General features: G+C 67.6%; 13 protein-coding genes and 3 pseudogenes. 10 read left to right on the top strand and 6 right to left on the bottom strand.

Translation table 11 applies throughout. From position 1 onward, the window contains the following. Window positions 1–123: 123 nt before the first annotated feature. The 3 genes and pseudogenes from EJ105_RS14675 to EJ105_RS14685 all read right to left on the bottom strand — a co-directional run. A pseudogene (locus EJ105_RS14675) lies at window positions 124–282 on the bottom strand (DUF736 family protein); the annotation flags it as partial. Window positions 283–941: 659 nt separating this feature from the next. Beyond that, window positions 942–1,382, bottom strand: coding sequence for a hypothetical protein (locus EJ105_RS14680; RefSeq protein WP_250166924.1), 441 nt, complete (start codon window positions 1,380–1,382; stop codon window positions 942–944). Window positions 1,383–1,521: 139 nt separating this feature from the next. Then, window positions 1,522–1,689, bottom strand: a complete 168-nt coding sequence (locus tag EJ105_RS14685) for a hypothetical protein (RefSeq protein WP_250166925.1) — start codon at window positions 1,687–1,689, stop codon at window positions 1,522–1,524. A 315-nt stretch (window positions 1,690–2,004) separates the two neighbouring features. Between EJ105_RS14685 and EJ105_RS14690 the strand changes: the two genes are divergently transcribed. Further along, window positions 2,005–2,568 (top strand): flavin reductase family protein, encoded by a 564-nt coding sequence (locus EJ105_RS14690; protein WP_250166926.1) that lies wholly within the window; start codon window positions 2,005–2,007, stop codon window positions 2,566–2,568. 359 nt (window positions 2,569–2,927) lie between these two features. On the opposite strand, the gene EJ105_RS14695 is transcribed toward EJ105_RS14690, so the two are convergent. Next, window positions 2,928–3,203, bottom strand: coding sequence for a chromate resistance protein ChrB domain-containing protein (locus EJ105_RS14695; protein WP_250167111.1), 276 nt, complete (start codon window positions 3,201–3,203; stop codon window positions 2,928–2,930). Here EJ105_RS14695 and EJ105_RS14700 point away from each other — a divergent pair. The 9 genes and pseudogenes from EJ105_RS14700 (at window position 3,093) to EJ105_RS14735 (ending at window position 11,726) form a co-directional block, all read left to right on the top strand. Beyond that, window positions 3,093–3,553, top strand: a pseudogene (locus EJ105_RS14700) (chromate resistance protein ChrB domain-containing protein). The gene EJ105_RS14695 and the pseudogene EJ105_RS14700 overlap by 111 nt on opposite strands. A 47-nt stretch (window positions 3,554–3,600) precedes the next feature. Further along, window positions 3,601–3,705, top strand: a complete 105-nt coding sequence (locus tag EJ105_RS27840; protein WP_347881321.1) for a hypothetical protein — start codon at window positions 3,601–3,603, stop codon at window positions 3,703–3,705. A 52-nt stretch (window positions 3,706–3,757) separates the two neighbouring features. Then, a pseudogene (locus tag EJ105_RS14705) lies at window positions 3,758–4,939 on the top strand (MFS transporter). A 340-nt stretch (window positions 4,940–5,279) separates the two neighbouring features. Beyond that, window positions 5,280–5,675 (top strand): hypothetical protein, encoded by a 396-nt coding sequence (locus EJ105_RS14710; protein ID WP_250166927.1) that lies wholly within the window; start codon window positions 5,280–5,282, stop codon window positions 5,673–5,675. 138 nt (window positions 5,676–5,813) lie between these two features. After that, window positions 5,814–7,712, top strand: coding sequence for a DUF3141 domain-containing protein (locus EJ105_RS14715; RefSeq protein WP_250166928.1), 1,899 nt, complete (start codon window positions 5,814–5,816; stop codon window positions 7,710–7,712). Window positions 7,713–7,714: 2 nt separating this feature from the next. Next, complete coding sequence (locus EJ105_RS14720; RefSeq protein WP_250166929.1) at window positions 7,715–8,326, top strand: Spy/CpxP family protein refolding chaperone; 612 nt, start codon at window positions 7,715–7,717, stop codon at window positions 8,324–8,326. Between the two features lie 64 nt (window positions 8,327–8,390). Further along, a complete protein-coding gene (locus tag EJ105_RS14725) occupies window positions 8,391–8,684 on the top strand; it encodes a DUF2933 domain-containing protein (protein WP_250166930.1) in 294 nt (97 codons plus the stop codon). Further along, window positions 8,681–9,355 (top strand): methyltransferase family protein, encoded by a 675-nt coding sequence (locus tag EJ105_RS14730; RefSeq protein WP_250166931.1) that lies wholly within the window; start codon window positions 8,681–8,683, stop codon window positions 9,353–9,355. The genes EJ105_RS14725 and EJ105_RS14730 overlap by 4 nt, the downstream gene beginning before the upstream one ends. Continuing rightward, on the top strand, window positions 9,348–11,726 hold the full coding sequence (locus tag EJ105_RS14735; protein WP_250166932.1) for a heavy metal translocating P-type ATPase: 2,379 nt from the start codon (window positions 9,348–9,350) through the stop codon (window positions 11,724–11,726). The genes EJ105_RS14730 and EJ105_RS14735 overlap by 8 nt, the downstream gene beginning before the upstream one ends. 477 nt (window positions 11,727–12,203) lie before the next feature. Here the strand turns inward: EJ105_RS14735 and EJ105_RS14745 are convergent, their stop codons facing one another. Beyond that, window positions 12,204–13,127, bottom strand: a complete 924-nt coding sequence (locus tag EJ105_RS14745; protein WP_250166933.1) for an SLOG family protein — start codon at window positions 13,125–13,127, stop codon at window positions 12,204–12,206. 298 nt (window positions 13,128–13,425) lie between these two features. Next, window positions 13,426–14,472: a DUF7146 domain-containing protein gene (locus EJ105_RS14750; protein ID WP_250166934.1), complete on the bottom strand. Its 1,047-nt coding sequence runs from the start codon at window positions 14,470–14,472 to the stop codon at window positions 13,426–13,428. Window position 14,473: the final 1 nt, after the last annotated feature.

Below are 14,473 nucleotides of genomic sequence, written 5' to 3' on the forward strand. Positions count from 1 at the left end.
GCTCCGCTTCCCGCGGGGCGCCCACCTTCCAGCCCGCAATTATGCGGAGCAGAACCCCCGCCGAAACCGGCGGCAACACAGACCTTACAGGCCGGCGCTCTGCATAATCCCGCTCTCCGCATAATCGGCGCGGCCGACGAAGACCCGGTGGCTGGGGGCGTTCTCGCCGGTGCCCCGGACCTCGGGGACGATGCGCACGCCCCGGGCCTGGACCGAAAGGGTGACGATCTCGCCGTTGAACTCGTTCGCGCCGGTCTTCTTGAAGGTGCCGATGGTCGCCATGTTACGTCTCCTTGATGTCTGTCCCGAGCCCGCACCATGCGGTCTCGATGGGGATCAAAGGGCCGGAGGCGATCGACGCCGCACCCCGCCGGGGTCCCCGCTGCGCTTGCGCAACGGGGTGGCTCTGGGGCCGCAGCGCCAGCGAAGGATGGCAGCCAGGCGACTTTCTTGGTTCGCGCGAGGAATGGGGGATCCGGGGTCCCCGCACGGCGTGCCGTGTGGGGTGGTCGCCCAGGGGAAGAAAGTCGATCGGCGCCATTGCGGCACAGGCGATCGAGGCGCAGCCGTCGTCTGGCCAGATCCACCCATCGCAGAGGCCGCTTCGGTGCGCTCGGACCGACGGGAATCGATCAAGGAGACGTGGCGAGGCTCGCTGTACCGCTCCAAGAGCGGCGTGATGTTCAAGGGATCGGCTGCCCACCCAGGTCCGGGCACGGTTTGCATTGTCCTCGGTGTTCCCGGCTGCTCAGGGGTTCGATCCCTCCCGAGGTCCCCGGACGATCGAACGGGACGGCTTCCGGGGCAATGCATCGACGGGCCGGTTGCGGGTAGGAGCCGGCTTCGAGCCGAGCTTGAACACCTCGGCGTTGCCCGACACCGTGGCGATGACCGTAGAGCCGAAGCTGCCTTGTGCCCGCCGCCCCCGCCGAGAAAGGGGATCAGGCCCCGGTGATGTCCCGCCCGGGCGGTTCGGACGGGATCAGTGCCGTCAACCGCACGAATGCCACGATGCCAACCGCGATCGCACCTACGCCTGAGAAGACCAACTGCCAGGTCTCCGACGGCATGGTTTGCTTGACGATGCCATGGGTGGCGGCGTAGCCGGCGACGACAGCGGGAGCGACGAAGGCGAGCACGACGACGAGCTTCAGCCAGAGCGGCCGTACGAGGGCGAGCAAGAGCTGGCCGATGGCGAATGTCGCACCGGCGGCGACCAGGCCGACGATGACGGCGCCGAGCCAGCCTGTGCCGGAGCCGTAGGCCCAGGTGCCGGCGGTCAGCCCTAGGAAGAACGGCAGGGCAAAGACGGCGAGCGTGAACAGCAGCCAGCACAGAACGCCGATGGCCGCGAGCGACCCGAGGATGGAGAGGACGATCATGGTGGTGGTCTCCCGTGCAAAAAAGCTGACGGTTGCGCCTTCCACCACCACCGCGGCGCAGCCAGAATGATAGCCGAAATCGCACCGTTCCGGGAGCGGAGATCGTTGCGATTCCCGCTCATCGAAGTGGCCGCCCCGATCAAGGGGCGAAGGGATCGATCTCGCACAGGATCGCGGTGGCATCGCCATCGAACTCGTTGGCCGGCGTGACCGAGAGGCTGCCGTCGCCGGCTTCGAAGATGACAATGGCGACCATCAGCGTGGCGGCGAGGCTGAAGGCGAAGGCGTGAGCGTCTTTGAGGGACATGGTCCGGCTCCTGTTCCGAGCGGAGGGCCATCCCCCGCTGACAGGCGCCCGACGTGTCGGGCCGAGAGCCGCAGTCACCGCGAAGGCGTCAGCCGATGCGGCGGCACGCACCGCGTCGCCGACCCCTTGTGGGTTGATGGCCCGAGGCGATCGGTCCGACCAAGGATCAGCGCACAAAAGCGGGGGTGTGCTCTGCGACGGGGAGCCGGCGATCTTCACGGGCTCATGTTGAACATTGTCCCATCGCGCTGATGGCCGTACGGCCGCCGGCATCGGCCGATAAGCTGCTTTCGAGAACTGCCGAAAGGACCGGCGATGGCGCGATATCCGAAGAAGAGCGATTTCCCGGTGAGCCAGGTGCGCCACTATCTGGAGCCGGGCCCGGTCGTGCTGGTCTCGTCACGGTGGCAGGACAAGACCAACATCATGACGCTCGGCTGGCACACGGTTCTGGAGTTCTCGCCATCGCTGGTCGGACTGATGATCTCGGCCGGCAATCACAGCTTCCAGATGATCCGGGGCAGCCGGGAGTGCGTGATCAACCTGCCGACCACGGCGCTGACCGACACGGTGGTCGGCATCGGCAATACATCGGGTGCCGAGATCGACAAGTTCGCCCGGTTCGGGCTGACCGCCGAGGCGGCATCCGAGGTCGACGCGCCGCTGATCCGCGAGTGCCATGCCAGCTTCGAATGCCGCCTCTATGACGACGCGCTGGTGGAGCGCTACAACTTCTTCATCTTCGAGGTGGTGAAGGCGCATGTGGCGGCCTCGCCCAGGCACCCCGAGACGCTGCATTATACCGGCGACGGCGTGTTCATGGTCTCGGGCAAGATCATCAGCCGCCGGTCGTTGTTCCGCCCTGAAATGCTCGACTGAGGCTGCTCTTAGCTGGCTACGTCAAAACGCCTGCGGCTCGATGCTGAGGTGCAGGCATGAAGGCGCGTTCGGTTCACGCTGCTCGCGCCCTGGGCCGGGCAGGAGAGTGCAAGTCGTTGCAGGCGGTGACACGCGCCCCGACGCGGCAGGCTTCGCCGAAGGAGATGGCATACTCCCTCGTGGCGGCTTGCAGGCGTGCTGATCCGGCACGCCTGGGCTCGCGCCGGCACCTCTTGGGCGCCGTCCAGATTAGCCATGATGACTTCGTTGAGGTTACGCGCGGCTGGCGTGGAAATACTGGTAGAGCGTGTCGAGCACTCCGGCGCCCTTGGTGAGGCGCTGGGCATCGTCGGGTTCGCTCAAGGCGATGCCGGTGATGAGGCTGGCGATGCTCCGGCTTCCTCGCGGCCGAACTTGCCGTCCTTCAGGTCGATGTCGTGGATGATCTCGCCCACCGCCTGAAGGACGGGATCGGACAGGCCGGCTCGGCCGAGCAGCACGTCGAAGCTGCAGCGATCCCCCTCATGGGTGACCTCGCCCTCGAACATGTCGAAGCGCAGCTCCCCGGGTTTCGGGCCATAGTCCTTGCCGGGAACGAAGCGGATATCGGCATCGGGATCGATGAAGCGCCGGATCCTCCCCGCTTGGCTGGCGGAGCTCCAAAGGCGCCGCTTCCGGCAAGGAGACGGCTCGTGAAGTGGATCACCCGCGCCCGCCCGGTCATCGATCGCATTGCCTGCCCCTGGCTGATCGCGCGCTTCATCGACGCGGCGCCGGAATTCCTGTTCGCGCCACCTGACGAAGTAATCCGCAGGGCCGAGGAGACGGGAGCGACGCCGTTCGACGTGCCAGGCGTGACGTTCGGCCATGTGGGGAGAAGTGCAGCTTCGACGCCTTCGTGGCCACGTACGGCCTCGACAGCGATCCCGCCATTGCCACCCTCGCCGATATCGTGCGCGGGGCCGACATCGGCCGGCCGATCTGACGCCCCAGTCGGCGGGTCTTCTCGCCATCTCCAAGGGGCTGCGCGAGGTGACGCCCGACGACCACGACCTCCTGAGGCGCGGCTTTGTCATCTACGACGCCCTCTATGCCTGGGCGGGCGGGACCGGGGCGAAGTGGCTGGCGACGGTATGACGCCGGAGGAACGCGCGTGCACCAGCCCTTGAGCCCGCCCGGTGCCGCCTCCATGGCGATCTCCCCCGTCTCCGCCATCTATGCGGCGCGGGCGATGCGGGATTTCGGCGATGGCTTCGTGGCCGTGCTGCTGCCGGTCTATCTCTCCGCCATCGGCCTCGATGCCTTCGAGATCGGCGTGGTGGCGACCACGGCGCTGCTCGGCTCGGCGTCGATGACCCTCGCCATCGGCTTCGTCGGCCACCGCATCGACCAGCGCACGCTGCTGATCCTCGCCTCCGCGCTGATGGTGGCGACGGGCCTCGCCTTCACCCGGTCGGCGAGCTTCGGCGCGGTGCTGCTGGTGGCCTTCTGCGGCACCGTGAAACCGTCCTCCGGCAGCGTCAGCATCTTCGTGCCCCTGGAGCACGCGGTGCTCTCCCATCTCGTGGCGGACAAGGCGCGGACCTCCGCCTTCGGCCGCTACAGCCTGGTAGGCGGGCTGGCTGCGGCGCTGGGCGCGCTCGCGGCCATGAGCCCGGAACTGCTCGGGAACCTGGGCATCTCGCGCCTCCGCGCCCTGGAGGGCATGTTCGCGCTTTATGCGATGCTCGGCATCGTCGGCGGCTTGTTCTATGTCCGCATCCCGCGCGCTGCTGCCAATGCTGAGGAGAAGCCGCGGACTGCGCTCGGCCCGTCGCGGTGCATCGTCTACCGGCTGGCAGCACTGTTCTGCATCGATGCCTTCGCCGGCGGGTTGGCAGTGCAGTCCCTCGTCGCCCTGTGCTGTTCACCCGCTTCGGCCTGTCCCTGTCGGTGGCCGGGGTGTTCTTCTTCGCCTCGGGGGTCCTGTCGGCCTTCTCCTTCCCGGTGGCAGCGTGGCTGTCGCGGCGCATCGGTCTCGTGAACACCATGGTGTTCACCCACATCCCCTCCAGCCTCTGCCTGATCCTCGCTGCGCTGGTGCCGAACCTTGAGGTGGCTCTCGGCCTGATGCTGATGCGCGGGCTGCTCTCGCAGATGGACGTGCCGGCGCGCTCCTCCTACGTGATGGCGGTGGTGACGCCGCCCGAGCGCCCGGCCGCCGCCAGCGTCACCGCCGCTCGCCTCGGCGGTGAGCCCGGTGCTCGCGGGCGCGTTGTTCCAGGCCGGCTTCGAGGCATGGCCCTTAATTCTGTGCGGGGCGCTGAAGATCCTCTACGACTTTGCGCTGCTCTGGGCCTTCCGGCACATCAAGCCGCCGGAGGAGCGGTGACGGCGAGCGGGGGGCGGCGGACGAGAGGCATGTGCTGTGCTTACATCGGCCACCGTTTGTCACGGGGCCGGACGCAGTCATCGCCTGGGCCGAGGCGAGGCCTCACACGGCCCCTCGCCGCCTCGCGCGCGGGCTATGACGATATGCGGGTCCACCAGCTGAGCTTCGCCGACTGGGCGAAGGACGAGAGCTGCCCGATCGTGCGGGACGAACAAGGACCCGCCTGATCGGGGTTCAGCGAGAACCATGCGCACGTGATCTCGTCGGCGGGCACGTTGATCCTGCTCAAGGCGGTCCTTTCATGCGCGCCTATGATGAGGCATAGTTCGCCAGTGAGGCGATGGAGCACATGATCAGGCTTAGGTCCGCAGCGGGGTGGGTGAAGGTGCTGCCAGCGATCCTGGTGGCAATGGCCATGCTGTTCGGGCCCATCGCCAGCGCCTATTCCGCGCCGTGCCACGACGACAAGGATCCGGCATACAGCGTTATGGTGGATCATTCGCACCAGATCGCCTCGCCCGATCCCGCAGATCATCATTCGGACGAGCCGACCCAACCCGTTGACCACGGCAAATGCTGTAGCGTCTCGTGCAGCGTCTATGTGCCCGTGGCAGACGGCGTGGACCTGCACGTTCTGGATCTGGCCTTTGTGCGACAGCCCTTTGATCTCGCCAATCAGGCCGCGGACGGCCTGGCGGTCTTGCCCGGCCTCGATCCCCCGCGTTTCCCGAGCTGATAGCGGTCTCAACGCATTTCAGGCGTGAGGCGGACGCGCGAAGCGGCACCCGTTGAGGGTGCCGACGCGTCGACGCGCCGGAAGATGCCTCCGAAATCAGCGTCGGCCTTGTGCCGATGGGGAAACGAGGACCTTTCCATGTATGGTCGCGACACGCTTGCCGAGCCTATGGTCGGCACGGCTGCCCTTGGGCAATCCGGACCGACTGGCACCGGAGCCCCGCAGCAAACCTGCAATGCCCAAAGGGACGCCTTCTCCAGCGACCCCGGAACTTTCGCCCGCGATGCCCTGTCCTATGGCAGGGACGCGGCCGAGCGCTGGATCCTGTTCTGGGACACGCTTCGCCAGCGAGCCGACAACATGCTGGCGCACGAGCGCGCCGGAAAGCCGCCTTTGCTCGACTTCGACTATGAAGTCCTGCTCGATGCCCGCCGGTTCGAGCGCCCGGCAAATTATGCGCTCCTGCGCGTGACCCGCGTCGGAGATCAATGCCTCGACGATTGCCTGGACGCGGCCAAGCCGCCGGTGGTGATCCTCGACCCGCGCGCCGGCCACGGCCCCGGGATTGGCGGATTCAGGCAGGAATCCGAGGTCGGCATCGCCTTGCACCATGGGCACCCGGTCTATTTCGTCACTTTCTATCCCGAGCCTGCCGCAGGGCAGACGCTCGCCGACGTGCTTCACGCGCTGCGGCGGTTCGTCGAGGAGGTGTCACGCCGGCATTCCGGCGCCGCGCCCGTGCTCTATGGGAATTGCCAGGCCGGCTGGGCGGTGACGCTGCTCGCCGCGGACTGCGCGGGGCTGATGGGTCCCGTCGTTCTCAACGGGACCCCTTTGTCCTACTGGGCAGGCGAGACCGGCATCAACCCGATGCGCATCGCGGCGGGCTTCGAGGGCGGCGCGTGGCTGACGCACTTCCTCGCCGACCTCGGGGACGGCCGCTTCGACGGCGCCTTCCTGGTGCAGAACTTCGAAGGGCTGAAGCCCGAGGCGGTGTGGGAGAAGTACACGAACCTCTATGCCCACATAGACACGGAGCGGGAGCGGTTCCTCGCCTTCGAGCGCTGGTGGGGCGGCTACTACTTTCTGAGCCGGGAGGAGATCCTCGCCATCGTGGAGAACCTCTTCGTCGGCAACCGGCTCGAGGAGGGGCGCCTGCGCATCTGCGCGGGGTGCCATGCGGACCTCAGGCGCATCCGCAACCCGCTCGTGATCTTCGCCTCCTATGGCGACGACATCACCCCGCCCCATCAAGCGCTTGGCTGGATACCGGTCGTGTACCGGGACACGGACGACCTGAAGACGGCGGGCCAACGCATCGTCTATCTCGTCAACCGCCATGTCGGCCATCTCGGCATCTTCGTTTCCGCCAAGGTCGCGCGGCTCGAGCACCGGGCGATCCTGCAGAGCCTGCCACGGATCGAGGCCCTTCCGCCCGGCCTCTACGAGATGAAGATCGACAATCCTTCCGGCGATCCCGATTGCCGTGAGGGCGGCTATCAGGTCCGCTTCGAGGCGCGCGATGTCTGCGACATCCGCTTCCCCCGACAGGACGGTGCGTTCGAGCGCGTGCGCGACCTGTCGGAGCGCAACGAGGCCTTCTATCGCGCTTTCGTCAGCCCCTGGGTGCGTGCAATGACGACGCCCTGGTCTGCGGCGATGCTGGAGAACCTGCACCCCATGCGCACGAGCCGCTACCTCCCGTCAGAAGGGTTCATGCCGTGGATGCGTGGCGTTCGCTGGCTCGAGGAGCAGGTCGGCGCCGACCGGCATCCGGCCACTCCGGACAATCCCTTCAAGGTCGAGGAGGAGCGTGTCGTCTCGCGCGTCACCGAGGTGATCGAGCAGGGACGGCGCCTGCGGGACGCCATGTGGGAGCGCCTCTTCGACAGCATCTACGGCGGCGCGGGCAGCACCCGCCCAGTCGATTTGGAACCACAGGACGGGGGCGAGGACACAAGGCCGCAAGACATGCGGAGCGGTTTGGATTTCCAGGCGGCCGGCATCAGCCGCGCCGCAGCAACGGGAGGGAACTGACCATGACGACGTTTCATAATCTGATGCTGGCGGGCGCGCTGCTGTTCGCTACGCCGGGCTTCGCCGAGGACGCGCATCATCCGCCGGAGGCCCAGCCTGCTGCGCCCCAGTCCGCGGTCCCCCAGGTGGCCGTCCCCCAGGTGGCCGCGCCAGCTCCACAACCCTCTCAGGCTGCACCGATGCCCGGTGGTCCTCAAGGCATGATGGGGATGATGGGTCAGGGCGGCATGGGGATGATGGGCGGAGCCGCGGCCGGCGCCATGGGGATGGGCCAGATGATGGATCCCGGCCGGATCGCAGGGCGCATCGCCTTCCTGAAGGCCGAACTGAAGATCACCGACGCCCAGCAGTCCCTGTGGAGTGCGTTCACGGAGGCGCTCAAGGCCAACCGCGCCATGATGGGCGACATGCAGGAGATGATGATGGCCGCCCAGGGCGGCGGCGCCCCGACCCTGCTGCAGCGGATCGACGGTCACGAGCGCATGCTTGTCGCCCGTCTCGAAGCGGTACGGCGCCTCAAGGCTGCGCTCGGGCCGCTCTACGCGTCGTTCGACGATACGCAGAAGCGCACGGCGGACCAGCTCGTGATGCCGGGCGGAATGGGCCCTATGTGAGCGTCAAGCCTCGCTGGTGGGTCGGCGATCTCCGCCGACCCGCGATCAGGTGGAGGAAGACCAAATGTCCTTGCATGACGACACCGACCATATGCCGCGACCCGGCAACGACAACGGCGCGCATTCCCCGCACCGGGGGTTCTGGCGTTCGCCAGGCGGCATCGTTGCCATCGGCTTTCTTCTCGCGGCGGCCTTCCTGCTGTTCTCGGAGCACCGCGCCCATGCGCTGGGCTACCTGCCCTTCCTCCTGTTGCTCGCCTGTCTGCTGATGCACATGTTCATGCATCACGGCCATGGACACCGTGCGGGGCACTCACGACGCAGGCCGGGGCCGGGGCCCGAAGGCGATGTCCGATGACCGGGATGCCGGCCTACGGCCTGTGGGGCCTCGTCATCCTCAACTCGGTGGTCTTTATCCTGTTCGCCGCGAGCTTCACCCGGCTCAGGACGCCGCGGGACTGGCGCACCCTCGGGGCGTTCTCGGCCTTCGTGGTCGCCCTGTTCACCGAGATGTATGGGTTTCCGCTGACCATCTACCTCTTGTCGGGATGGCTCGGCCGGCAGTTCCCCGGCGTCGATTTCTGGTCCCACGACGCCGGCCATCTGCTCGAGACCCTGTTCGGATGGCGTGTGAACCCGCATTTAGGGCCGTTCCACATCCTCAGCACCATTCTGATCTTCGGCGGCTTCTGGCTGCTCGCGGTGAGCTGGAATTTCCTCTACGCGGCGCAGCGCGATCATCGCCTCGCGACCGAAGGCCCCTACGCCCGGGTCCGGCATCCCCAATACGCCGCCTTCGTCGTCATCATGTTCGGCTTCCTGCTGCAGTGGCCGACGCTGGTCACGCTCGCCATGTTCCCGATCCTGGTCTGGGTCTACGTCCGGCTGGCGCGGCAGGAAGAAGTGGCTGCCCGCGCCGAGTTCGGGCCCCTGTGGGACGGTTACGCCCGTCGCGTTCCCGCCTTTCTCCCTCGTATCGCAATTTCATCCCCATACGCCCCTCGCTCCGGAGACGGTCCTCATGACTGAGCATGACGCGCACGCCGGCCATCATCACGACCATGTGGATCACCCGCACGCGGGGAGCGGACGTTCGCCCGCGGAAACGGTCAAGGACCCCGTCTGCGGCATGGAGGTGAACCCGGCCACCGCCGGGTGCCGGTCGGAATACGGCGGCAAGACCTATTTCTTCTGCTCCGCGAAATGCCACGACACGTTCGAGGCGACACCCACCGCCTATGTGGCCACGGAAGCTCAGCCGCGCCTCGCCAAGGAGCAGCCGAAGGGGGTGATCTATACTTGCCCCATGCACCCCCAGATCCGGCAGGTCGGGCCCGGCAACTGCCCGATCTGCGGCATGACGCTCGAACCAGAGGTGACGACAGGCGAAACCGGCCCCAGCGCCGAGCTTCTCGACATGACGCGGCGGTTTTGGGTCGCCCTCGTCCTCGCCGTGCCGGTCCTGGCTCTGGAGATGGGCGGGCACCTCACCAACCTCCACATGCTGCTCGGGGCGCAGGCCGCGAACGTCATCCAGTTCCTGCTGGCAACGCCGGTGGTGCTCTGGGCGGGATGGCCGTTCTTCACCCGCGCGTGGCAGTCGCTGGTCACCCGCCGCCTCAACATGTTCACGCTGATCGCCATGGGCACGGGCGTGGCGTGGGCCTACAGCGTGGTGGCGACCTTCGCGCCGCAGATATTCCCCGCGACCTTCCGCGCCGCCGACGGCTCGGTGGCCATCTATTTCGAGGCGGCCGCCGTCATCACGGTGCTGGTGCTGCTGGGGCAGGTGCTGGAGCTGCGCGCCCGAGAGCAGACCGGCGGCGCCATCCGCGCTTTGCTCGACCTCGCCCCCAAGAGCGCCCGGCGCGTGCGCAACGACGGCAGCGACGAGGACGTGGCGCTGGAGGCGGTCGTGGTGGGCGACCGCCTGCGCGTACGGCCCGGCGAGAAGGTGCCGGTGGACGGCGAACTGATCGAGGGCCGCTCCTCGGTGGACGAATCCATGATCACCGGCGAGTCCATGCCGGTCACCAAGGACGTCGGCGCGAAGGTCATCGGCGGTACGCTCAACCAGAGCGGCGGCTTCGTCATGCGCGCGGGTAAGGTAGGGCGCGACACCATGCTGGCGCAGATCGTCCACATGGTGGCGGAGGCGCAGCGCTCCCGCGCGCCGATCCAGCGGCTGGCCGACGAAGTCTCAGGCTGGTTCGTGCCGGTGGTGATCGCCATCGCGGTCCTCGCCTTCGCGGCATGGGGCGTCTTTGGACCGGAGCCGCGCTTCGCCCACGGGCTGATCGCCGCCGTGGCGGTGCTCATCATCGCCTGCCCCTGCGCTCTGGGACTCGCGACTCCCATGTCCATCATGGTGGGCGTCGGCCGTGGCGCATCCATGGGCGTGCTCATCAAGAATGCCGAGGCGCTGGAGCGGTTCGAGAAGGTGGACACGCTGGTGGTGGACAAGACCGGCACCCTGACGGAAGGCAAGCCGAAGGTGGTCGCCCTGAAGGCGACCGGCGCCTTGGAAGAGGACGCGCTTCTGCGGCTTGCGGCGACGCTCGAGCGGGCGAGCGAGCACCCGCTGGCAGCGGCCATCGTGGCCGCGGCGGAGGAGCGCGGCCTGCCTCTCGGCGAGGCCCAGGATTTCGATAGTCCCGTGGGCAAGGGTGTGACCGGGAGTGTGGACGGCCGCAAGCTCGTCATCGGCAGCCATCGCATCATGGGCGAGGCGGGCGTGGACCTTTCGGCCCTTTCGGCGGAGGCCGAGGCGCTGCGCGGGGACGGCGCCACCGTCATCTTCGTCGCCGTCGACGGGCGCGTCGGCGGCCTCATCGCCATCGCCGACCCGGTCAAGGCGACGACGCCCGCCGCCTTGGCGGCCCTGAGGGCAGCCGGGGTCCGCGTCGTCATGCTCACCGGCGACAACAGGACGACGGCGCAGGCGGTGGCGCGCCGCCTCGGCATCGACGAGGTGGAGGCGGAGGTCCTGCCGGAGAACAAGGCGCAGGTGGTTGCCCGGCTGCGCCAGGAAGGGCGGATCGTCGCCATGGCGGGCGACGGCGTGAACGACGCGCCCGCGCTCGCCGCGGCGGACGTCGGCGTCGCCATGGGCACGGGCACGGACGTCGCCATCGAGAGCGCCGGCGTGACGCTGCTGAAAGGCGATCTTCAGGGCATCGCCCGCGCCCGGCAGTTGAGCCACGCCACCATGAGCAACATCCGCCAGAACCTGTTCTTCGCCTTCATCTACAATGCGGCGGGCATACCGGTGGCGGCGGGCGTGCTCTATCCCCTGTTCGGGCTTCTGCTGTCGCCCATCATCGCCGCCGCGGCCATGGCGCTGTCATCGGTCAGCGTCATCGCCAATTCCCTGCGCCTGCGGCGCATGCCGCTCGGCTAAGGCGTTCTCGTTCTTGGACTGCAGAGACGGGTCCTGCTCCAGGGAGGGAACCATGATGAATTTCGACGGAATGTTGGGCTCCGGCATGTGGGGGATGTGGCTGTTCGGCCTCCTGATCCTGGTCCTGGTCGTCCTCGGGATCGCAGCGCTCCTCAAGTATCTCGGTCGATGAGAGTGCGTCCCGAGGACAGAAGGGGTGGGCAGGCCAAGCCTGCCCACCCCTTCTGTCTGACAGGACCAGCATGCCTCCGGCGACGATAGTCGGCGGGACCGCCTCAGGACTTCCGGCTGAGATCGAAGGTGATCACGAGCGCGGATGCGAGGAGGGCGAAGACGGCGCCGGCGATGAACGTCGCCCGGGCGCCACTGATGTCCCACAGCAGCCCGGCGGCAAGGCTCGCCGCGAGCGTCGGGAGGCCGGTGGTAGGAACGCGCGCTAACGATGGAATTCGGATCGCAGCGCCCCGGAAGGGCGGCTCATGCGCCGCCCGACCCTAACCGATAGACCGGGATGCCAAGCTTGCGGGCCTTGTTGGCGAGATTGTCCTGGATGCCGGTGCCTGGGAATACCATGACCCCGATCGGCAGCACCGCGAGCATCTGGTCGTTGCGCTTGAAGGGCGCGGCGCGGCCGTGCCTGGTCCAGTCGGGTGCGAAGCCGATCTGCGGCACCTTGCGGTGGTCGGCCCAGCGAGCGGCGATCTTCTCGGCGCCCTTCGGCGACTTGCCGTGCATCAGCACCATGTCGGAGTGCTTGGCGTGGACCTTGTCGAGGGCGTCCCAGATGAGCCGGTGATCGTTGAAGTCCAGCCCGCCGGTGAAGGCGACCTTCGGTCCCGGCGGCAGAAGGACCTCCTGTTCGGCGTGCTTCTTCGCCATCAGGAAGTCGCGGCTGTCGATCATCGCCGCCGTCATGGCCTTGTGGTTGACCATCGACCCGGTGCGCGGACGCCACGGTGCGCCACTGTGCTGCTCGTAGTGCTCGGCGGCCTGATCGCGCATCAGCTCGAAGGCATCGCGGCGTTTAATCAGCGTCTGCCCTTCGGCGGTGAGGCGTTCCAGCTCGACGGATCTGACCTCGCTGCCATCCTGTTCCTGCTGCGAGCGGCGCTGGCCCTGTTCATTGTCGTCGAGGGCGCGTTCGATCCGGCCGATGGCGCGGTGGAAGAGGTTGACCGTCGACCAGAGAAGATCGGCGAGGTCGGGCTCGAGGCGGGTGTCGCTGAACGTGGCGATCAGGGCGTCGAAGATGTCGGCGACGGCGCCGGCGAGATGGTTGTCTTCGGGCAGGGGCCGGGGGTCGGGCTCGTCCGTAAAGGGCCGGTAGCCGTAGAGCTGGAGCTCGGTCAGGACCTGGTCGGTGGGGGAAGCGGCGTGGTGTATGTCGTCGTTCTCGCGCATGGGAGGCTCCGTCGGTTGGACCGCGACCGTCGCGGCCTTCATGGCGCCGGAAGCCCACGGGCGGGACGGGCTGGCAGTCCGAGCAAAGCGAGGGCCTTGATGGCCAAGGCCGGCGATTTTGTTTCGCGATGGAACGGCGCGCAGCGCCGACGGAAAATCGTTGGCCGCCGCCATTGCCGGGCCGGCCCGTTTGTGGGCTCGATCGCCCTCTGGAAGGCCGGGGCGAGGTCCTCTCCGGCGGTGGCCGCATCCGAGCGATGCCGGTTACGGCGGGCCGCCTCCCGCGTTCCTGTTCCGGCTATGCCGCGAGAGCCAGGAAGCGACCGACATCCTGTGGGGCGAGCTGGACACGCGTTTCTGCCCGCAGCGCATCCATGCCGAGCATACGGAGATCCTCGTTGAAGTCCCCGAGCCGAGGTGACAGCACGATCGTCTCGATCCCGGCCGTATTCGCTCGTTCAATGAGACTGTCCCGTGCCGCGTCGCCGGCCGGATCGTTGTCGCGTACGATGTAAAGCCGTCGTAGCGTGCCGGGGAACCGGATGGTGACGAGATGGGCCGCAGAGAGCGCGGCCGACATGGCCATCTCGGGCAGGACGCATCGCAGCGACAGCACGGTCTCGATGCCTTCGCCGGCCGCCATCACCTCGCCCAGCGCACCGAAGCGCAGGGCATTGCCGAGCAGGTCGCCCATGGCCCGTCTCGGGGTGTCGATCGGCGCCCTGCCGAGAGTGGCCTCGCTGAAGCCGCGGGGATCGAGCCAGGTCCGATGCACGCCGGTGAGGGTGCCGTCGAGATCGGTAACGGCGGCGATCATCGCCGGCCAGGTCTCGGTGGCCGAAGAGTCTTCGGGCCGATAGTAGCAGCAGGGGTGAAAGCGCAGGGAACCGGTTCCGTGCAGAAGCGTAATGCCGCGGTTCCGCAGATACGTCTCTACGAGCGTGCCCAAAATCGGCTGCGCCATGGCGAAGAGACGCCGCGATGCCTCGGGTGATCTGCTTGGTATGGGAGCGACGGCCCGTTTCGGTGTGGTCGGCTCCGGATGCGGCAAGGCGAGGAAGCGCCGGGCCTCCTCGGCGACGTCCTTGAAATCGACGAGGCCGAGCGCCTCGCGGATGACATCGAGAAGGTCGCCATGCTCGCCCGTGGCGCCGTCGGTCCACTTGCCGGCCGGGCCTTTCGGAGTTTCCCGCAACCGGACGAACATGGAGCGGCCAGGTGCATTGCGCACGTCACCCACCTGCCAATAGCTCCCATGTTGTCGGCCATTGGAGAGATAGTGGCGGCACACCGCTTCCGCGCGCTCGGCGAGACGGCGCGCCAGATCATGGGGCGATTGCGCCATG

The sequence above is a fragment of the Xanthobacter aminoxidans genome (assembly GCF_023571765.1).
In the GTDB taxonomy this organism is placed as follows: domain Bacteria; phylum Pseudomonadota; class Alphaproteobacteria; order Rhizobiales; family Xanthobacteraceae; genus Xanthobacter; species Xanthobacter aminoxidans.